The sequence below is a fragment of the Tahibacter harae genome (assembly GCF_024437735.1).
Taxonomy (GTDB): domain Bacteria; phylum Pseudomonadota; class Gammaproteobacteria; order Xanthomonadales; family Rhodanobacteraceae; genus Tahibacter; species Tahibacter harae.
Genome location: NZ_JANFQO010000005.1, coordinates 155,197 through 175,966, shown reverse-complemented (window position 1 = coordinate 175,966; position 20,770 = coordinate 155,197). Strand labels below are relative to the sequence as shown.

Here is a 20,770-nt window from a genome sequence, read left to right as displayed (position 1 = left end):
CCACCGTGCGGACTATTTTCCGGCCTGGCCCCGGGCCCAGGCAGCCAGGCTGGCCGTGCCCTGGCGCTCGCGCCGGGCGGCGCAGAGCGTGATCGCCTCCTGCGCGCGGCGCAGGCCCTGGGCAACGCCGCTGACCTGGAGCGGGTTCTTGCCGAAGAACTCCGCCACTGCCGCCGCCTGGCGGGTTTCGCACCAGCCCTCGCTGAGCAGTTCCGGCAGATTGCCGTGGACGAATACCGGCGTACGCGCAACCACCTGGGCGTAGCGCCGCTGCAGCCATTGCCACAGCGCGGTGCGGTTGCGCGGCTCGTACTGGTGCGTGGCCAGAATGCGCGCGGTCTCGCTGATCTTGGCCGCGTCGCTGACGGCGAACTCGCGCACGCGCTCGCCCAGGGCGGGATCCGTGGTCGTGCCCAGGGCCATGGCCATGCTCAGGCGCAGGCTGGCGTCGTTGTTCTGCGCCAGCTCGACGATCAGCGCTTCCACCGCCGGCGCGCCCAGTTCCTGCACCGTCACCGCCAGCACGGTGCCCAGCAGATCGTAATTGGCCGCGCCGAAGCGCAGGCGGCCGGCGGCGTCAGGCTGCAGCACGGCCTTGCCCTGCTGCAGTAGGGCCGCGCGCACTTCGGCATTTTCCACTTTGCGCCCCAGCAGCTCGGCCAGGTCGGCGCGCAGCAGGGCGTCGTCGGGATTTTCGCCGGCGCGGCGCACATAGCCCAGCGCGCGCAGGCGCGGCAGGTAGAGCTGGCTCACGTAGGCATCGAGCGGCGGCCGGGTCTGCGCGTCGGCCAGGTTGCGGCGCAGCCAGACCAGCTCGTTCTGCAGGGCCAGCGCGACTTCGCGCGGCCTGGCGTCCGCCAGGCGGCCGGCCGCGGCCAGCACGGCCGCGGCATCGACATCGCCGCGCCCGAAACCGGCCTTGATCGCGTCGGCGAAGGCGAGCTGGTCGCGGTCGTCCAGCGTGGCGGCAGCCGCGGTCAGGTGCTGCAGTTCCTCCGGCAGCAGCGCGACGCGGTAGTAGCCGCGGCCCTGGGCATTGGGCAGGTACCAGTCGGGACAGCCGCCGTCTAGCGCCATCGTGGCGGAAGCCTGATCCAGCAGCTGGCATTGCGTAGCCTGCCTGCCGTCCTTGCCCGTGCGCACGCAGAACGGGATGCCCCAGCGCTGCTCGCCGGACCCCTGCGAGCCGGCCGGGAAATAGCGCTGCTGGTGCAGCTGCAGCACCGCCTTGCCGCCGCTGCACTGCAGCCGGCTGCTGACCAGCGGCACGCCGGGCTGGTCGAGGAAACTGCGCATGGCCTTGCCGAAGCGGGCGTCCTTGTCGCCGGCTTCAGCCAGCGCGTCGATCAAATCGTCCGAGGTCGCATTGGCGAAGGCGTGTTTCTTCATGTAGGCGCGCATGCCGTCGCGGAACACGTTCTCGCCCAGCCAGGCCTCGAACATGCCCAGCACCGCGGCGCCCTTGCCATAGGTCAGGCTGTCGAAGGCGCCTTCGATATCGCCGTTGTCGCCGATGGGCTGGCGCACGCGGCGCGCGCTGGCCAGGCTGTCAGCGGCCATGGCGTGCTGGGCCGCGGCGATACGCTGCAGGTCGGCGCGCTGGGCCGGGCGCAGCTGGCCGGTGATGCGACCTTCCATCCAAGTGGCGAAGGCCTCGTTGAGCCACAGATCGTCCCACCAAGGCATGGTCACGGTATCGCCGAACCACTGGTGGGCGAGTTCGTGCGCATTGACCTCGAAGGAACTGTGGCGCAGGTCGGTGGGCGAATTCGCATCCAGCAGCAACAGCGCTTCGCGGAAGACGACCAACCCCGGGTTTTCCATCGCGCCGGCGCTGAAATCCGGCGCCGCCAGCAGATCCAGCTTGCCGAAGGCGTAGGGATAGCCGAAGTAGTCCTCCAGCGCGCGCACGATCGCCGGCGTGGCGGCCAGCGCTTCCTTCAGTCGCGGTCCTTCGCCCTGCGGCGCCAGCGCGCGCAGCGGTACGGGCTCGCTGCGCCAGCGGGTCGCGGCGATGGTTTCGCCTTCGACGATATCCCACGGCCCCACGGCCAGTGCGATCAGGTACGTCGGCAGTTTCGGCGTGCTGCGGAAGCGCAGCCGGCGCCAGCCGTCGGCAAGCTTTTCCTCGCCGCTCTGGGCGGTATTGGTCACCGCCTGCTGGCCGGCCGGAATGTCGAGGCTCACGTCGAAGACCGCCTTGAAGCGCGGCTCGTCGAAGCCGGGGAAGGCGCGCCGCGCACTGATCGGCTCCATCTGCGTGACCACGTAGGGCTTGCCCGCGCGCACGGTGCGGTAGATGCCTTCCAGCTGCGAGTTGTAGCGCGCGCGGTAATCGAAGCTCAGCGTCAGCGTCTGCGCCGGCAAGATGGCGCCGAGATCGACACGCGCGACGCCGCTGTCGCCCTGGGCGCTGAAACGGGCCGGATGGCGCTTGCCGGCCGCGTCGCGCAGCTCGACCTTGGTCACCTCCAGCTCCAGCGCGTGCAGCCACAGGTGATCGGCGGGTTCGCGCAATTCCACGCGGATCGCTGCGCTGGCGCTGAACCCGGCCGCGGCCGGATCCAGGCGGAAATTCAGCGTGTACTGCAGCGGCCTGGCCGTATCCGGCAAGCGGCCCAGCGGAACCGGCCCGGCCTGGACGGCGCAGGCCCAGCCCAGCAGCAGACACCACAGGCAACGCAGCATGGCCATGGCTTCCCCTCCGGCGGCAAACCGCCCGAGGCTAGCATCAGGCCGTCCGGCTCAAAAGGCCGCGCCGGCGCTGCGCACGGGCGCAGCACCGGCGGCGGTGGAGAGAAAGCGCCGCCCTCAGTCGTTCTCGGGCAGGCTGACCTTGCCGCCCACGTCGGAGTGCTGGATGGTGCTGGCGCCGCCGGATTTCTGCTTCACGGTGAAGTCGCCCGTGATGCCCTCGGCGCGGATGGTGCCGCTGCTGTCGGAGCCGACTTCGGCATTGCCGGTAATGCGGCGGAAGCGGATATCGCCGGAGCTGTCGCGGTCCACGCGCGCATTGCCGCTGACATTGGAGATGCGGATGTCGCCCGAGCTGTCGTCGTCGATCAGCACGTCGCGGCGGGCGCCGTCGATCTCGATATCGCCGGAGCTGTCGCTGCTCACGGTGACTGCACCCTCGGCCTGGTCGACCTCGATGTCGCCGGAACTGTCGGCGATGCGCAGGTCGCCGCGGGCGCGGCTGATGCGGATGTCGCCGGAGCTGTCGCGCAGTTGCACTGCGCCGGCGTCGTCGATTTCGATATCGCCGGAGGAATCGTCCAGATCCAGCGCCAGCCCCTGGGGCACGCGCACCTCCAGGTCGATATAGGCGTAGCTGGAACCGAACAGGGAGCCGTCGATCTGCTCCGGCGCGGTGGTCAGCACGCTTTGGGTGCTGCCGCTGCGGGATTGCTGCAGGGTCAGCTTTTCCAGCGCCTCGGCCGTGCTGGCGCAGGCGCGGCCGCGGAATTCCAGCTGCTTGAGGCCGGCGACGCCGGTGATGCGCAGGTCGCCGGCACGGGTCTGCAGCTTGAGTTCGCTGAGGCCGTCGGCGGGCAGGTCCAGGTTGCGCTGGGCGGTGTGGCTGCAGTCTTCGGCCAGGGCGCCGCCGGCGGCGAGAAGGAACAGGGATGCCAACAGGGTACGGGTCATGGTGGGCTCGCAGGGTCAGGGACTACGCACAGATACGGCGTGCGGGGAATCGGATGCAGCCCGGCCGCACAGGGTTTAAGCGGATCGCGCAACGGCGCAGCGCGGCCCGGCCGGGCCAGCGCGCGCCGCTGCGCGTATCATCCGCCGCCCGCCCCGCCGCCGCACGCCCATGAATGCCAAGCGCCTGACCCTGCTCGACACGGCCGCGATTCCCGGCGGCGGCGAACTGCGCCTGTTCCAGGAGGGTGCGCATTTTTCCATCAAGATCGCCGGCAGCGGCGATCTTATGTCCACGCGCATGCACGGCTCCGAGGACGCCCTGGCCGAGCTGGCCTGCCGCCGTATCGCCGCGCGGCCGGCGCCGCGCGTGCTGATCGGCGGCCTGGGCCTGGGCTTCACCCTGGCCGCGGCGCTGCGCCACCTGGGACCGCACGCCGAAGTGGTGGTGGCCGAACTCGTGCCCGGCGTGGTCGCCTGGAACCGCGACGTGCTCGGCGCCCACGCCGGCCATCCGCTGCGCGACCCGCGCGCCGTGGTGCAGGCGGTCGATGTGGCCCAGCTGCTGCGCGGCGCCCGCGCCGCCTATGACGCAGTGATGCTGGACGTGGACAACGGCCCCGACGGTCTCACCCATGCCGGCAACGAATGGCTGTACTCGCCCGCCGGCCTGCGCGCGATCCACACGGCGCTGCGCCCCGGCGGCGTGCTCACGGTGTGGTCGGCCGGGCCGGACCGGCAGTTCTCCGTACGGCTGCGCAGCCACGGCTACGCGGTCGAGGAAGTGACCGTGCGCGCGCATGGCAACAAGGGGGCGCGGCACAGGGTGTGGGTGGCGCAGAAAGGCTGGGATGCGGGAGCCGGGATTGGGGATTCGCGGACGGGCGTCGGCGCAGCGCGGCGCGAGGCCGCGGGCGGAGCCGGCAAGCCGCGCAGCGGCGCGGCTGGGTCGCTCAGGAAAGCCGCGAGCGGGAGCGGCGATCGTGGCGGTATCGCCGTGCACGGCAAGCCGGCGGACAAAAGCGGCGATCTGCACAGTGGAATCGCCGCGGCGCGCAGAAAACCGGCGAGCGGGGCCAACGATCCACGCAGGGGCGGCATCGTGCCGCGCGGGAAGCCGGCGGGCGAAGCCAGCGATCCACGCGGTGGCGGCATTGCTCCCCGCCGCAAACCGGTGGGCGGAAGCAGTCCCGTGCGTCGCGCCGGTACGACGCAACCCGGCGTCCTGACGAGCAAGCCCGGCAGTTCGCGCACCGATGGGACGGCAAGGCCGAAACGGCGCTAGCGTTCACGCGCCGGCGCGCCGCCGGGATCCGGCACCGCAGCCGGCGGCTGCGCACCCGTGCGAAGCCAGCATGCCGCGCAAACCCACACGACAGATTCCACACAGCAAGACGGGCGGCCCTAAAGCCGCCCGTCCGCACCATACAAGCAACGCAGCCGCTACCGGCCGCGCCGCGGCCTCAGCCGCGCTGTTCCAGCGTCACCGCGGCCGCGTGCACCACCGCGGCGATGCGTACCGCGCTCTGCACGGCCTGGGCAGTGAGTTCGTGCTTGCGCAGGGTCTTCTCGTGGGAGTCCATGCACATGCCGCAGCCGTTGATGGCCGAGACGGCCAGCGAGCACAGCTCGAAATCGACCTTGTCGCAGCCCGGGTTGGCCATGGCGTTCATGCGCAGGCCGGCGCGCAGCGAGGCGTATTCGGTATCGCTGACCAGGTGGGTGAAGCGGTAGTAGACGTTGTTCATGGCCATGATCGCTGCAGCGGTGCGCGCGCCGTTGAGTTCGGCCTCGCTGGCATGCGCGGCGCCTTCGGCGGCCAGCGCGGCGACCAGCGGCTCGTAGCGCGAGGCGATGGCCGAAGCCAGCGCGACCAGCGCGATCTGCTTGCGGCTCAGGCCCGGCGCGCCGCCTTCGCTGAGCACGGAATCCAGGTTCAGGCGCAGGTCCTTGGCGTAGTCGGGGATCTGCGATTTCAGTTCGGCAACACTCATGGGGGCGCTCCTTGTTCTGTCGATCGCGCGTCCGATCGCACTTTGTTTCAATTGTTAAATGTGGAAACGCTTCCAGCGGCAGCGCGCGCGGCGCGTCCTGCTGGGGGCGGATCGGGTTGAAAAATCTGCCCGGTGCGGAGGCGGGACAAGCCCGCCTCCCTGCATCGGTATCGCCGCGCCGGCGGCCGGCTTCGCAGCCGTCCGGCGCCGCGCATCAGGCCGATCAGCCGACCTTGATGACTTCCTCGCCCTGGTGCCAGTTGCACGGGCACAGTTCGTCGGTCTGCAGCGCGTCGAGCACGCGCAGCACTTCTTCCGGATTGCGGCCGACCGACAGGTCGGTCACGTAGACGAAGCGGATGATGCCCTGCGGGTCGACGATGAAGGTCGCGCGCTGGGCCACGCCGGCGTCCTTGTCCAGGATGCCCAGGGCCGAGGTCAGCTCGCGCTTGATGTCGGCCAGCATCGGGAACGGCAGACCGTTGAGGTCCTTGTGGTGGGTGCGCCAGGCGTGGTGCACGAACTCGCTGTCGGTGGAGCCGGTCAGCAGCTGCGCGTCGCGGTCGAGGAAAGCCTGGTTGTGCTTGGCGAAACCGGTGATCTCGGTCGGGCAGACGAAGGTGAAATCCTTCGGGTAGAAGAACACGACCAGCCACTTGCCCTTGTAGGTGTCGTTGTTGATGTCGACGAAGGCGTTCTTGAGATCGGTGGAAACGGTCGCCTTGACATTGAACTGCGGGAACTTGTCACCAACGCTGAGCATGCTTCTCTCCTGAGGTTGAGATGATTCCCTTCGGGGAAGGGAGGACTGAAGACGGGGCGTAATGTACCGTCCGCGTAGGCATGGATCCAATCAATTGATAGCATCAGCACGATAGACCCAGGCTATGACACCGCCATGAACCTGCGTGACCTGCGCTACCTCGTCGCTCTGGCCGAGCACAAGCATTTCGGCCGCGCGGCCGATGCCAGCTTCGTGAGCCAGCCCACACTGTCCACCCAGATCAAGAAACTGGAAGACGAGCTGGACGTGGCCCTGGTCGAGCGCACGCCGCGCAAGATACTGCTGACCGAGGTCGGACGCGAGATTGCCACGCGCGCACGCCATGTGCTTGACGAGGTCGAGCAGATCAAGGCCATCGCGCGGCGCACCAAGGATCCGGAATCCGGCAGCCTGCGTCTTGGCATATTTCCCACGCTGGGCCCGTATCTGCTGCCGCATGTGGTGCCCGGCCTGCGCGAGCGCTTCCCGCGCCTGGAACTGCTGCTGACCGAAGAAAAGACCGAAGTGCTGCTGCAGCGCCTGCGCGAAGGCCGCCTCGACGCCGCCCTGCTCGCGCTGCCGCTGCACGACGACCAACTGCACGCGGAAGTGCTGTTCGACGAGCCCTTCCTGCTCGCTGTGCCCACCCAGCATCGCCTGGCCCGGCGCAAGACCTTGAGCATGGACGACCTGGAAAGCGAGAGCCTGCTGCTGCTGGAAGACGGCCACTGCCTGCGCGACCAGGCGCTGGATGTGTGCCAGCTGGCCGGCGCCAGCGAGCGCGACGGCTTCCGCGCCACCAGCCTGGAAACCTTGCGCCAGATGGTCGCCGCGAATGTCGGCATCACCCTGCTGCCGCTGCTGGCGGTGCGTCCGCCGGTGGTGCAGTCCGAGGCGATACAGCTGCTCTCCTTCCGCGGCAGCGCACCCAGCCGGCGCATCGCGCTGGTCTGGCGCAAATCCTCGGCGATGAAGAATTTCCTCGGCGCGGTGGCAGCGGAGCTGAAGCGCCTGGCGGGACAGGTGCTGCCGCGCTGAGGCGCAGGCGCGCGCGGCGGATGATGCCGACGCCACCCTGACAGCAGTCCGCCAGTCCGAGCTGCGTGCAGCGGTTGAGCCGCGCCGCGTCACTCCCCTGCCCGCTTCTGCGGCCTGCGCTCCACGCGAGGACGTTGCCGCTCAATTCACCGCAATCACGCGCAACTCGCGCGTATCGCTGCGGCCGTGGTCGTCCACTGCGCGTGCGGTATGCGTGCCGGCCGCGGCAGCCTGCCAGAACAAGGTCTCGCCGCTGCCGGCCGCGCCGATGTATTCGTCATCGACGAACCAGTAGACCTGGCGCACGCCCGCATCGACCGTTGCGCTGAAGGCCACCCGCGATTCCTCGCCGCCGCGCGCGCGCAGCGTGTACGCGGCACCGCGCAGGGGCGAGGTGATGCGCGGTGCATCGCCGTCGCCAGCGGCGCAGTCGGCGTCGTCGGGCGGCTTGCGCCGCGGGATGCCGGCCTGGGCGAAAACGCGGGCCAGGTCCGAGGGCCAGAACTCGTAGATCTCGGTGCGCGTGGTGGCCGGGTCGTAGGGCGGACAGGCGACGCGGCCGGTGCGCGTGTCCACCACCACCGGCCGGTGCACCGTGCTCACGCGGATCGGCGACTTGCCCGGGATGAACCAGGTGGTGCCGCGCTGCGGACACCAGGCATTGGGCAGGTCGCCGCTGGCCAGGCAGATTTCCACTTTGCGCAGCTGTGGCGGAATCGTCCAGGCCGGCTCGGCCAGCCTGCGATCGTGGGCGAGGATGGCGTCGGCCATGCGGAAGAACAGCGGCGCGGCGGTTTCCACGCCGATCAGGGCCGGGTTGCCGGCGCCGTCGAAGTTGCCCATCCACACCACCAGCACGTAGGGGCCGAAGCCGCCGGCGGTCCAGGCGTCGCGGAAGCCCCAGGAGGTGCCGGTCTTCCAGTAGATCGGCAGCCGCGCCGGCGTGGCCGTGGTGGCTTCGTCCGGGCGCGGGTTCTGCTTGAGCATGTCCAGGGTCATGAAGCTGGCCTCGGCGCTGAGCAGGCGCACGCCGGGCGCTACGGGTTCGTCCTGACGCAGGCGCAGCGGTCTGAGTTCGCCCTGGTTGGCCAGCATCGCGTACAGCCCGGCCAGTTCCTGCATGGTCACTTCGCCGCCGCCCAGTACCAGCGCCAGGCCGTAGTGACGCTCGCCCAGCATGCGGCTGATGCCGGCGCGCTTGAGGAATTCGTACAGATTGGGCGAGGCCAGCTGCGAGGCGACCCAGACCGCCGGGATATTGCGGCTGCGGATCAGCGCCTCGGTCGCGGTCACCGGTCCCAGGAAACGGCCGTCGTAGTTCTCCGGCGTGAACGGCCCGAACGAACTGGGCACGTCGCGCAGCACCGTGCGCGGATGCAGCACGCCCTGGTCCATGCCCAGCGCGTAGATGAACGGTTTCAGCGTGGAACCGGGCGAACGCTTGGCCGCGGTGCCGTTGACCTGGCCGGCGATGGCCGCGTTGGCATAGTCGGCCGAGCCGACCAGGGCCTTGATGCCCATGTCGCGCGTGTCCACCAGCAGCGCCGCGGCATTGTCCAGGCCGCGCGCGCCTTCGCGCTGCAGGGTTTCGCGCAGCTGGCGTTCCAGTACGCGCTGCAGGCCGGCATCCAGCGTGGTGTCGATGCGCGGCGCGTCGCCATGGCCGGCCAGGCGCGCTTCGCGCAGCACCTGTTCCACCGCGTGCGGCGCGATAAAGGGCAGCTGCGCGGTCGCGCCCAGGTTCAGCGGCAGGCGCATCAGCGCATCGTCGCCGGCGTCGGCGCCGTGGCGTTCGCGCCAGCGCGCATAGAGACGGTCGCGTGCGGCGCGCAGGCCGCGGTTGAGATCGGCCTGCTGCAAGGCCGGCACGGCGCCGGTCGCAGCGTCGGCGGCGCCGCGCAGGCGCCGGGTCGGATCCTGCGGCACCACCGCCAGGGTCAGCGCCTCGGGCAGGGACAGATCCTGCGGCCGCTTGCCGAAATACACCAGGCTGGCCGCGGCCACGCCTTCGACGTTGCCACCGTAGGGCGCGTAGTTCAGATACGCTTCCAGAATTTCATTTTTGGAATAGCGCAGCTCCAGCCAGACCGCGCGCAGCACCTGCTCGGCCTTGCCGGCCGGGCTGCGCGTATTGAGCCGGTACAGCAGCCGCGCCAGCTGCATGGTCAGGGTGGAGCCGCCCTGGCGGTTGCCGCCGCGCACGTAACTGACCCAGGCGCCGCGCACCAGGCTGACCGGATTGAAGCCCGGATGCCAGCGGAACCAGGCGTCCTCGTGCAGCATCACTGCCTCGACCAGGGCCGGCGGCATCTGCGCCAGCGGCAGCCACTGACGGTATTTGTCGTCGCGGCTCAGGGTCAGGCGCAGCAGCTGGCCGCTGGCATCGTAGACGCCGGTGGACGTGGACGCCTGCGCCGCCAGCGGCGCATGCGGATAGCAGCGTATGCCGACCAGCACCGCGGCCAGCAGCGCCGCGCCGACCAGCCAGTTCTGCCAGCGCAGGATCAGCGTCCAGATCCCGCGCCCCAGCGCGTGCAACAGACGTAGCGGCATTTCCCGATCAGGACGGCGGGCCGTTCAGACCCGCCGCCTGCTCCCTTGCGTATGCGCCTTCCGCCTCACTTGGGCTTGACCACCGTGATGCGGCCGCCCAGCGACTGCGCCTGCACGGTGCGGTCGTACATGGATTCGCCGTAAGCCGGCGGCACCACGAAGCTGCCCACGTTGGTCGCCTTGATGCGGTAGACGAACTCCCGCACATCCGTGGTGGCCTGGCCGTAGATCACGACGCGGTCGTCGCGCACGTCGGCGTAGTCCGGCATCCAGGTCGAGCTGGCCAGGCCTACGGTCGGGCGCGCCGCGGCGGTGTCGGTGGATTCGCCGCTTTCGCCGTCTTCCGGCGCCGGCGCGGCCGGAATCTCCTGTACCACCTCGAATCCGCCGGGCAGCAGGTCGACGATGGCCGCATCGCCCACGCCGTCGGCGCGGGTGGAGCGGATCTTCAGGCGCACCAGGATTTCCTCGCCCAGCTCGACTTCGCTGACAGCCTTGCCGTCGGCATTGGTGAACTCGCGGATCACCTCCAGGCCTTCCTTGCGTTCCTGCGCCGGCGGCTCGCGGTCGAAGCCGGTCTGGTTGACGCTGTACCAGGCGTTGAGTTCGGCCTGGTTGGACACGCGCAGCGCGCTGGCCGCGGCGCTGAATTCGGCATGCAGCACCAGGCCGTCGTCCTTGCCTATGGGCTTGGCCGCACCGGCCCTGTCCACTTCGGCCAGGCCGAGCTTGCCTTTGGCCAGCTCGCCGATCTGGCGCGCATAGGCATCCAGGCCGAGGATGGTCATGGCCGAGGACAAGGTGTTGTAGCGGCCGTTCTGCAGCGACTTGACGATGTTCTGCAGGCCGCTCGGCGGCAAGGCCTTGGCGCGTTCCGGGAAGTGTTTGGCCAGCAGGTACAGCGTGACCGCGTCGCGGATCAGCGGATCGTGGTAGCGCGCGTACTGCCAGCCGGTTTCCTCGGCGGTGCGCGTGAGCAGGCGTTCCGGACCGACGATCAGCTTCAGCGCCTCGCGTTCTTCCTTGAGCAGCTGCAGGCTGGCGGCGACATAGGCCGCGGCGATGTCCTTCTCCCACACATCGGCGTGGCGGTCCTGCAGACGCTGGCGCAGCGAGGCCAGGGCATTGGTCGTGACCACGCCCTGGCGGGTCAGCAGGTAGATCGCGAACGCACGCTCGCGCAGGCCGTACAGGCTGCCGTCGCTTTCATCGGCGGCCAGCTGGTTGAGATAGCCGTTGGCCTTGTCCAGCAGATCGCGCGGCACATCCCAGCCATGCTCGCGCGCTTCGAGCAGGTACAGCACGGCGTAGGCCGAAACGAAGCGCTGCGATTCCGCCGTCGCGACCCACAGACCGAAGCCGCCCTGGTCGTTCTGGCGCGAGCGCAGCACCGCCAGCAGCTGGCGGAAGGCCTCGGCGGTGGTGGTGTGTTCGTTGCCGCGCATCAGCTTGCCGAATTCCGGCCGGCTGTCGAACACCAGCGCCGGCACGGCCTGGCTCAGCAGCTGCTCGGTGCAGCGGTGCTGGAAGCTGGACAGATAGGCCGACAGGCCGCGGCCCAGCACCAGCGGCACGTAGGACGCATTCGCCTCGCGCTCCGCATGCGCCTCGAACATGCCGCGCAGCGGTTTCACTTCCGCGTTGGCGCCGGCACCCAGGCTGCCCACGGCGACCTCGGTGCGATACGGCGCCGCCGGACGCACCGACAGATCCACCGACTGGCGCGCCGACTTGTCGCCGCTGCTGGCGCTGAATTTCAGCGTGGCGGCGCCGGGCTCGCCCTTGGCGCGCAGGCGGAACAGGGCCACGCCTTCGCGCATTTCGCCGAGCTTGAGTTCCTGCACTGCGCCGTCAACGGCTTCGACCTGGGCGCTGGGTTCCAGCTTCAGCGCGATGGTCGATTCCTTGCCATTGAGGCCGGTCAGGTTGTTGGCCACGCCGACGCTGACTTCAAATTCGTCGCCCGGCGCAACCATGGCCGGCACATTCGGCGACAGCACGAAATCGCCGCGCACCGTGGTGGAACCCTCGAAGCGGCCGATGCGGTCGGACGAGACCGAAATCGCCATGACGCGCAGCTTGCCGTTGAAATCGTCCGGCACGGTCCAGCTCAGCTCGCGTTCGCCGTCCACATCGACGATGCCCGACCACCAGGCCACCGGCGGCTTGCGTTTCTTCTTGAACGGATTGAGGTGCTTGCCGAGCAGGCCGTCGGCGTCGCCGCCGGGCGCGGCCATGCCGGTGAGGCGGGCGAACTCGGGCAGGATCAGGTCCAGGATCTGGCTGGTGGAAACTTCCAGCATGCGCTTCTGGAAGAAATGATCCAGCGGATCGCCCAGCTTGTAGCGCGCGACCTGCAGGATGCCTTCGTCCACCGCGAACACGGCCACGCGCGCACGGCCGCCGCTGCTGACCTTCATGCTCAGCTTGTCGCCGGGCTTGATCAGCGCCGGCGTGTTCACCGCCAGCGCATTGCGCCGCGCGGCGCGGTTGACCGAGAACGGCACCACGCCGTAGCTCAGCGGACTCATGAAGATTTCCGCCGAGGACGGATCGCGCACGTACTGCACGTTGACGTAGCCATTGCCTTCGAAATCCGCCGGCACGCGGATGTGCTGCACGGAACCCGTGGTCGCCGCCTTGAACCAGGCATGGGCGTAGACCTTGTCGCGTTCAATCGTTATCAGGCCCGAACCGGCGTACGGCGCGCGCACGGCGATCTCCACTTCCTCGCCCGGCGCATAGTCCTTCTTCGACAGGGTCAGCTGCAGCTCCGCATTGCGCTCCAGCGAACGCGCCAGGTTGGCTTCGCCGGCGACGGAGTAGCTGACTTGGTTCAAGGTCTCGCCCTTTTCGTTGCGGATCAGCAGGGCATAGTCGCCCGGCTGCTCGGTGGCGAGGCGGAAATCCATGCCGGCGGCCGGCAGGTTCAGCGCCTCTTCCTTGATCGGGATTTCCTTCATGCGCGACTGGTATTTGTAGACGCCGGAATCCTGCTTGGTCAGCACGGAGACATAGCGCCGCTCCACCAGCACCGCCTTGAGGCCTTCGGCCGCGCGGCGCCTGGCCTGGTTGTCGATGGCGACCAGGTTGATGCGGCGCTCGGCGCCGCGGGTGACGTAGTCGAGGTTGTCGATCACCTTGACGCCGACCAGGTAGTCCAGCGACGAGACCAGGCTCACCGTCTCGGCCGATACACTGCGGCCGCCTTCGGCCTCGTAGCCCTTGGCCAGCAGGTGCAGGCGGTAGCTGGCCGTGCCGTACTTGGCCAGGTCCAGCGGGAATTCGGCGATGCCGTTCTCGTCGGTGCTCAGCTCGCCCAGCGGCTCGCTATAGCCTTCCTTCGCCTTCTGCGGATCGTGGAACACATGCTCGGGCCAGCTGCGGAATACCGGCAGCGACGGCGACAGGGTCAGCGTGGCCTCGACGCGGCGGTTCTGCGCCGGCGTGCCGAACAGGTTCTGCAGGCTGACCCGGGCACTGAGGTTTTCCGGCTTGATCCAGCCTTCGACCACTTCCTGCGACAGATGCACCGTCGCCTTCATGCGATCGGGCAGGAATTCCTTCACTTGTACGGTAGTGGAACCGATCAGCTGGGTCTGGTCCTTGTCCTTGACCAGGGACAGGTTCACCGTCCAGGTGCCGGTGGGCGAGGTTTCCTGGGTGGTGAAAGCCAGTTCCTCGAAGCCGACCTCGCCCAGGCGCAGCTTGCGCCGCTCCACGCTGAGGCCGCGCGCATCGAGGATTTCCGCTTCCAGCGGCACGCCGGAGAGATCCCGCGTCCAGTCCGCCGCGCGCACGATCATGCCCACGTGGAAGGTGTCGCCGGGCCGGTACAGGCCGCGGTCGGAGAACAGATAGGCGCTGAGCTGGCCGGCGCTGCGCGCATTCTTGATGCCGCCCACGTCGAAGCGCGACAGATCCAGGCGGCGGTCGTAGGTGCCCACGGGCAGGAAGGAAAGGTCCTCGCCCTTGCGTACCACGAACAGGGCCGGCGTCTTCTCGCGGGTGAAGGCATCGACCGAGGCGAAGCGGGCGTGGCCGTCGGCGTCGCTGGATTCGCGCATCAGGCTCTGGCCGTTGCGTCCCAGGATCTCGATGCTGGCGCCGTCCACCGGCGTGCCGGCGGCGATGGACTGGACATAGACGTTCAGGCTGCCGTCCAGCGATTTCTTCACCACCAGGCCCAGGTCGGTGACGACGATGAAGCGCGCGTCGCTGAGTTCGGAGTATTCCCCGCTCTCGCCTTCGCCCTCGCCTTCCCCTTCGTACTCGGAATATTCGCCTTCGCCGCCGGAGGATTCCTCCGGCGCACTGAGTTCTTCCTCGCCTTCGGCCTTGGGCGCGGGTTCGCTGGACGGGTCGTAGTCGCGCAGCTTGAGCAGGAATACACCGCGCTTGCCGCTGTCCAGGTACTGGGCCAGGTCCACGCCCTCGTAATGTGCCTTGGTCGGGTCGTCCGCCTGGAAGGCGATCTTCTGCTCGAAGCGTTCGGTGATCTTGTCCGCTGACATCGCGCCCAGTTCCGGCGCGGCGAAGGTACCGTTGTTGAAGGTGACCAGGTGCTGCAGCTGGTCGGGCAGCACGCGCGCGATCTCCAGCTTCATGCCGGGCACGTTGCGCGAGACCACGGCGATGCGCTTCTCGCCCGACAGCGACAGCAGCGCGCCGTCGGCCATGAAGCGCAGGATGCGCGGATAGTCCGGCACCTGCACCACATTGTTGCTGTTCTCGCGCAGGGCGTAGCCGCCGAAGGAACGCAGGCCCTTGTTGACGCGCACGTAGATGTAGCGGCCGGGATCGGCGCGGTACTTGAAGCTCTGCAGTTCGGAATAATCCAGCTCCGCCGCCACCGGCTGCAGGTTCAGCGGCTCGGCCGCCTTGAGCACGCGCTCGTCGATCTCGCTGGCCGCCCAGTTCCACACTTCGTCGCGCTGCTCGGCCGCAGCGAAGGGATTGTGCAGCGGCAGCAGCCAGGCCTTGGTCGCGCCGTTGATGTCTTTCTCGCCGACGGCGTGGGACAGGTTCAGCAGCATCACCTGTTCCGGCTCGAACTGGCTGTTGTCGACCAGGGTCGGCTCCACGCCGCTGACGGCCAGGCTGTACATGCCGGGCACGTTCACGCTGGCGGTCACTTCGTCGGCGCTGCCGCTGCCGCCGCGGGCGGCGGTCACGCCCTTGCCGATGGCGTATTCCAGCGTGGTCGAATCCTTGGGCAGGCCGGCCAGCGGCGCCGAATGCACCCAGGCGTTGAGCTTGAGCTTGTCGTAGTTGACGACGAACTTCTGCGTTTCCTTGCGGCCCTTGGGATCGAGCAGGGCCAGGGCGATGCGCTTCTCGAACGCGGCGCTGTCCACCGGATGGCTGAAGCGCAGGTTGGCGATGCTCTTTTTCAGGGCCGGATCCTGCGGGTCCTGGTAGAACTCGCTGCTGACCAGGGTCACTGTGAACGGCGCGGTGGCGAACTCAAAGCCTTCGTCCTTGATGCGCACCTGCGGCGCGAACAGCACGGCCTTGTCGAAACGGCCGGCGTAGTCCTGCCCCACCGGCCAGTCTTCCTTGGGCGTGAAGCGCAGCAGGCGGTCGCTGACCCAGCTCCAGCTGCCGGCGACGGCCGGCTTGAGTTCGATGCCGGCGGTGACTTCCTTGCCGACCAGGGCCAGCGGCGCGACCGACTGGCTGAAATTCAGATCCAGGGTATGGATGGTGACCGGGTCGGATTCATAGTCGGTCAGCGCCGGCGCGCTGAGCTGCAGGGTCGCCGCGACAGGTTCGGGCGGCCGCGGGCGGTCGCGCCAGGCCGCGTAGCCGAACCAGCCGGCGCCGATGAGTACGGCCAGGCTGCCCAGGACGGTGGCGCTGCGGCCGGGATTGCGCCGGACCACGTTCCAGCCGGCCAGGCCGGCGCGTTCACCTGCGAGCATCCAGCCCGGCGCCTGCCAGGACAGGCGGCCGAATATGACGGCCAGCAGCAGTCCGACCATGCGCAACACAAATGCCAGCAGCCGCCACAGCCCGCCGATCAGCAGCAGCGGCAGGCGCGCCAGAGCGCGAAGCAGATCCATGTGATTCCCCAGTCATGAGACACGGCGGCAACGGCCGCGGTGCGGTCCAAACACGCCCGGCACGGCATCTTCTGATGCGCCCGAGTCGCGCAATGGTTCCCGCTTCCGTCGAATCAGGCAAGCCGCAACCGCGCCTGATCCGCTATTAGCGCGTCGTTTTGTGTCCGAATCGAGGCAAGGCGCGGGCGGAGCGGCGATGTCTGCTGCTGCAGGTCACGGCAAAAGCCGGCCGGCCAGGCCCGGGGACGGATGGCGCGGAGACCCGCCGCGCGGCAGCGGGCTTTCGCGCAGGGCACGCGGGCGCCGCCTGCGCGCGTCCGCTCAGCCTGAAGTAGTCAGGCCAGTTTTCAGCACGCCCGTTTTCAGGCCGTAGCTCCGGTGCCCAGCGGACAGCTCACGCCGGTGCCGCCCAGGCCGCAGTAGCCGTTGGGATTCTTGGCCAGGTATTGCTGATGGTAGCCCTCGGCGTAATAGAACGTCGGGCCCTGCGCGATCTCGGTGGTGATCTGCCCCGCATGGCCGGCCGCGGCCAGGGCCTGCTGGAAGGCGTCGCGCGACTGCTGTGCCGCGGCCAGCTGGCCGGCGTCCTCGGCATAGATGGCGGAACGGTACTGGGTACCGCGGTCGTTGCCCTGACGCATGCCCTGGGTCGGATCGTGGTTTTCCCAGAACACCTTGAGCAGGGCCTGCAGCGGGACCTGGTCCGGGTCATAGACCACCAGCACGGCTTCGGTATGGCCGGTCTGGCCGGAACAGACTTCCTCGTAGGTGGGATTGGGCGTGTAGCCGCCGGCATAGCCCACGGCCGTGACCAGCACGCCGGGAATTGTCCAGAATTTCCTTTCTGCACCCCAGAAGCAGCCCATGCCGAACAGGATGCGCCGCGCACCGGGGAACTCGCCCTGCAGCAGCCGGCCGTTGACGTAGTGCTTTTCCGGCACCGGCATGGGCAGGCTGCGGCCGGGCAGCGCCGCAGCGGGCTCCACCATGCGTTGTTTGAAGGCGCCTATGCCTAGCATTGCGGTTCTCCTGGAGTTCGGTGCAGCAGCAGATGGGGATGGCGCCGGCAACGCGCAAGCCGCCGGCCGCCGCAGCAGACCGGCGCAGCGCGCTTCAGCTGACAGCCTCTTGCGCCGCCGGCTTGCGCGACGGCAGGGCACCGGCCAGGAAGATGCCGGCCAGGGACACCAGCAACCCTATCCAGTCCGCCGCGACCGTGGGCCGGCCGAACAGGATCACATCCAGCACGAAGGAAAGCCCGGGCTGCAGCAGCAGCAACAGGCCGACCAGCGAGGCCGGCAGCTGCGGCATGGCGTAGGCGATCAACAGCCAGCCCAGCACCTGCCCGAACAGGGCCAGGCCCAGCAGGGCGGCCAGGGACTGGGTATCCGGGATGCGGAAACTGTCGCCTTCGGCCAGCACCACCAGGGCCAGCAGGCCGGCGCAGAGCAGCGAATTCAGGCACAGCAGCTGCGCCGGCGAGCGCTGCAGCTTTTCCTTCTGCGCGTGGCGGAAGCTCAGCATGTAGGCCGCATAGGCCACGCCGGTGAGGATGCCGAACCACACGCCGGCACGGTATTGCGCGTCCACGCCGGTCCAGTTGCGCCCGACCAGCAGCCACAGGCCGGCGAAGGCCAGGACCAGGCCCGCAGCGAAACGCCAGCCCAGACGTTCGCGATAGAACCAGACCCCGGCCAGGGCCATCACGAAGACCTGGAAATTACCCAGCAGCGTGGCCAGCCCCGGCCCCACGTCGCGGATACTGCGATGCCACAGCACCAGGTCGACGGCGAAGGCCGCGGCCGGGAACAGCATCCACAGCAGGTCGCGCCGGTTCACGCCCTGCCAGCGCCGTTGCACCAGCAGCAGCAGAAACAGCAGCGCACCGCCGAAGCCCATGCGGTAAAAGGCCGACACGGTCGGTGCCACATGGGCCCATTTGACGAAGATGCTGGTGGTGGAGATCACCAGGGCGCCGGCGGCCATGGCCCAGACCGCCGTCCGCGGCGGCGGCGTCACCGGCTGTCGCGCTTGGCCGCGCGCTGCTCGGCGTCGGCGTCGGACAGCCATTCGCGCAGGGCCGGCAGCGCCAGCAGCGCGTCGATGTAGCCGCGCTCCACCGGGCCGACCTCGATGCCGTAGCTGATGATGCGCAGGGCGACCGGCGCGTACATCGCATCGGCGATGCTGAAGCCGCCGAACAGGAAGGGGCCGCCGGCGCCGTGGCGTGCGCGGCAGTCGCGCCAGAGCACGCCGATGCGCTCGATGTCGCGCTGCACTTCGGCGCTGACCGGATCGGTGCTGCGCCGCACGCAGTCCATGGGGCATTGCGTACGCAGGTTCTGGAAGCCCGAATGCATTTCCGCACTGACCGCCCGCGCCAGCGCGCGCGCGGCGCGCTGCTGCGGCCAGCCGGCGCCGTCCAGCCAGCGCTCGCTGCTGTATTCGAGTATGGCCAGCGAATCCCATACCACCAGTTCGCCGTCGATCAGCACCGGCACGCGGCCGGTGGGCGAATACTTGCCGATGGTGGCGTAGAACTCCGGCGTATCCAGCGGCAGGCGCACTTCGTCGAATTCGACCCCGTGCTGGCGCAGCAGCAGCCAGGGACGCAGCGACCAGGACGAGTAGTTCTTGTTGCCTATGACCAGGGTGGGACGGGATGCAGTCGTCATCGGAAGGCTCGCGGCAGGAGGATCGGCGCCGGCGGCGGCGCAGACGGACGCGGCGCGCCGGTATGGGCGGCGCGCCGCGGGAATCCGGCAAGACTAGCATCCGGCGGTGACCGGGCGCGGCCTGCGCGCGGGCGTTTTGCGGGCGTCAGCGTTGCTGCAAGTCGTGCTTCTGGTGGCGGATGCTGCGGCTGGAATGATCCAGCTCCCGCTGCAGCTGGCGCCGCTCGGCGCGAGTGACCACGCCGTCGGCCTTGGCGCGGCGCTCGTCCCGGCGGATATGCGCCTGCTGCGCGCGCAGGCCGGCGGCTTCGCGCCGGGTCAGCGCGCCGCTGGCGACACCTTCGTTGATGCGGGCGCGCTGGTTGGCCTGGCGCGCGTCGATATTCGGTGTCGCGGCGCCGGCGGCGCCGGCCAGCAGCAGGCCGGCGATCAGGGTGGTGAGGATCAGGGGCGTCTTCATCGTCGTGGCTCCTTGCGCCAGCCCATGCTGGCCCCGATCCACAACGCCGCCGCGGCGCGGCAGTTGACCGCCGCCGCGGACGGTTTGCGCGCGGTTCAGCCGGCGCGCACCTGCACCGCGTCGCAGCGATAGTGCGCGCCTATGCTGGCGCCGCGGCGCGTGGCGGCAGCGACGATTTCCGCGGCGACGCACAGGCGGTCGCGCTCGGCCTGGTTCGCGGCGCTCTGCGCCAGCGCCTGCAATTCGCGCTGCGCCGCCGCCAGCCCGGCCGCGTCGCGCACCAGGCCGGCATGGCGCCAGAGCAGGTCGCGCACGGCGCCGGCAATTCCGCTGCCGACTTCGCCGCCCGCATCGGGTATCGCCGCCGCGGCCGGCAATACCGTACGCGGCAGCTGCGCCAGCCGCGCACCGAGCGCGCGGCCGAACACCAAGCCTTCCAGCAGGGAATTGCTGGCCAGGCGATTGGCGCCGTGCACGCCGCTGCAGGCCGCTTCGCCGACGGCGTACAGGCCGGGCAGGCTGGTCGCGGCCCCGGCATCCACGCGCACGCCGCCCATGTGGTAGTGCTGCGCGGGAACCACCGGTATCGGCTGGCGGCGCGGGTCTATCCCTTCGGCGGCACAGGCTGCGAATACAGTGGGAAAGCGCTGCGGGAAATCCTCGCCGACGGCGCGGGTCGCATCCAGATACACGCTTTCGCCGCGTTCCAGTTCCTGCCACACCGCGCGCGCCACTACGTCGCGCGGCGCCAGCTCGGCCTCGCGCGCGACGGCGCAGAGGAAACGCCGGCCGGCACTGTTGACCAGCACTGCGCCCGCGCCGCGCAGGGCTTCGGTCAGCAGCGGCAGCTGGCCGCTGCGGCCGTCGCGGGTGCGCAGCGCGGTCGGATGGAATTGCACGAATTCCATGTCGGACACGGCCGCACCGGCCTGCAGCGCCAGGGCCAGGCCGGACGCATCGGCGGTGTCCGGATTGGTGGTGTAGCGGTACAGCGCACCGATGCCGCCGCTGGCCAGCACGGTCGCCTGGGCCGTGAACGCGGCCGGCCCCTGCGGCCCCTGCGCGGCGACGCCGTAGACACGGCCGTCGCGGCTGAGCAGGCGCGTGGCGCGGTGCTGCTCGAAAATCTGGATATGTCCCGCCGCGCGCGCCACGGCGCCGAGCGCGCGCATCACCACGGCGCCGGTGGCGTCGCCGTGCGCGTGGACGATGCGCGACTGCGAATGCGCCGCCTCGCGGCCCAGGCGGAAACCGTGTTCGTCGCTGTCGAAGCCCACGCCCTGCGCGGCCAGCCAGCGCACCGCAGCAGCGGCCGCGGCCGTCAGCGCCTGCACCGCGGCGGCATCGTTGAGGTGATTGCCCGCGACCATCGTGTCGCGCGCATGCGCCGCAGCGCTGTCGCCCGCGCCCAGCGCCGCGGCGATGCCGCCCTGGGCCCAGCGGCTGGCGCCGTCGGCGGCCAGTTCCTGCCGTGTGAGCACGGCCACGCGCCGCGGCGCCGCCGCCAGCGCAGTGCACAGGCCGGCGATGCCGGAACCGATCACGATGAGGTCGAACTGCATGGCTGCTCCGCAGAA

At 69.5% G+C, this 20,770-nt stretch carries 13 protein-coding genes; 2 read left to right on the top strand and 11 right to left on the bottom strand.

All coding sequences use genetic code 11. The annotated features are described in order from the left end of the window. Positions 1–12 precede the first annotated feature (12 nt). Complete coding sequence (locus tag NM961_RS07185) at positions 13–2,694, bottom strand: M1 family metallopeptidase (RefSeq protein WP_255913238.1); 2,682 nt, start codon at positions 2,692–2,694, stop codon at positions 13–15. Between the two features lie 117 nt (positions 2,695–2,811). Next, entirely contained in the window at positions 2,812–3,648 is an 837-nt protein-coding gene (locus NM961_RS07180; protein ID WP_255913237.1) for a DUF4097 family beta strand repeat-containing protein, read from the bottom strand. Between the two features lie 169 nt (positions 3,649–3,817). Here NM961_RS07180 and NM961_RS24365 point away from each other — a divergent pair, with 169 nt between their 5' ends. Further along, positions 3,818–4,930, top strand: coding sequence for a spermidine synthase (locus tag NM961_RS24365; protein WP_255913236.1), 1,113 nt, complete (start codon positions 3,818–3,820; stop codon positions 4,928–4,930). Positions 4,931–5,108: 178 nt separating this feature from the next. On the opposite strand, the gene ahpD is transcribed toward NM961_RS24365, so the two are convergent. Together ahpD and NM961_RS07165 are read right to left on the bottom strand one after the other, a co-directional pair. After that, positions 5,109–5,639, bottom strand: coding sequence for an alkylhydroperoxidase, AhpD family (gene ahpD / locus NM961_RS07170; RefSeq protein WP_255913235.1), 531 nt, complete (start codon positions 5,637–5,639; stop codon positions 5,109–5,111). 223 nt (positions 5,640–5,862) lie between these two features. Continuing rightward, on the bottom strand, positions 5,863–6,402 hold the full coding sequence (locus NM961_RS07165) for a peroxiredoxin (protein WP_255913233.1): 540 nt from the start codon (positions 6,400–6,402) through the stop codon (positions 5,863–5,865). Positions 6,403–6,537: 135 nt separating this feature from the next. Here NM961_RS07165 and oxyR point away from each other — a divergent pair, with 135 nt between their 5' ends. Next, the gene (oxyR, locus tag NM961_RS07160; RefSeq protein WP_255913232.1) at positions 6,538–7,440 is read left to right on the top strand and encodes a DNA-binding transcriptional regulator OxyR; all 903 of its coding nucleotides are present in this window, start codon (positions 6,538–6,540) and stop codon (positions 7,438–7,440) included. Positions 7,441–7,581: 141 nt separating this feature from the next. On the opposite strand, the gene pbpC is transcribed toward oxyR, so the two are convergent. The 7 genes from pbpC to NM961_RS07125 all read right to left on the bottom strand — a co-directional run bounded on the left by pbpC (position 7,582) and on the right by NM961_RS07125 (position 20,755). Beyond that, a complete protein-coding gene (gene pbpC, locus NM961_RS07155) occupies positions 7,582–9,993 on the bottom strand; it encodes a penicillin-binding protein 1C (RefSeq protein ID WP_255913231.1) in 2,412 nt (803 codons plus the stop codon). Positions 9,994–10,058: 65 nt separating this feature from the next. After that, complete coding sequence (locus NM961_RS07150) at positions 10,059–16,058, bottom strand: alpha-2-macroglobulin (RefSeq protein WP_255913230.1); 6,000 nt, start codon at positions 16,056–16,058, stop codon at positions 10,059–10,061. Between the two features lie 362 nt (positions 16,059–16,420). Then, the gene (gene msrA, locus NM961_RS07145) at positions 16,421–17,077 is read right to left on the bottom strand and encodes a peptide-methionine (S)-S-oxide reductase MsrA (protein WP_255913229.1); all 657 of its coding nucleotides are present in this window, start codon (positions 17,075–17,077) and stop codon (positions 16,421–16,423) included. A 94-nt stretch (positions 17,078–17,171) separates the two neighbouring features. Beyond that, positions 17,172–18,044 carry a DMT family transporter gene (locus NM961_RS07140; protein WP_255913228.1) on the bottom strand — a complete coding sequence of 291 codons (873 nt, stop codon included), beginning with the start codon at positions 18,042–18,044 and terminating at the stop codon, positions 17,172–17,174. A 29-nt stretch (positions 18,045–18,073) separates the two neighbouring features. Continuing rightward, positions 18,074–18,733, bottom strand: a complete 660-nt coding sequence (locus NM961_RS07135; RefSeq protein ID WP_255913227.1) for a glutathione S-transferase family protein — start codon at positions 18,731–18,733, stop codon at positions 18,074–18,076. Positions 18,734–18,878: 145 nt separating this feature from the next. After that, positions 18,879–19,193, bottom strand: coding sequence for a hypothetical protein (locus tag NM961_RS07130; RefSeq protein WP_255913226.1), 315 nt, complete (start codon positions 19,191–19,193; stop codon positions 18,879–18,881). Between the two features lie 95 nt (positions 19,194–19,288). Beyond that, positions 19,289–20,755, bottom strand: coding sequence for an L-aspartate oxidase (locus NM961_RS07125; protein ID WP_255913225.1), 1,467 nt, complete (start codon positions 20,753–20,755; stop codon positions 19,289–19,291). Positions 20,756–20,770: the final 15 nt, after the last annotated feature.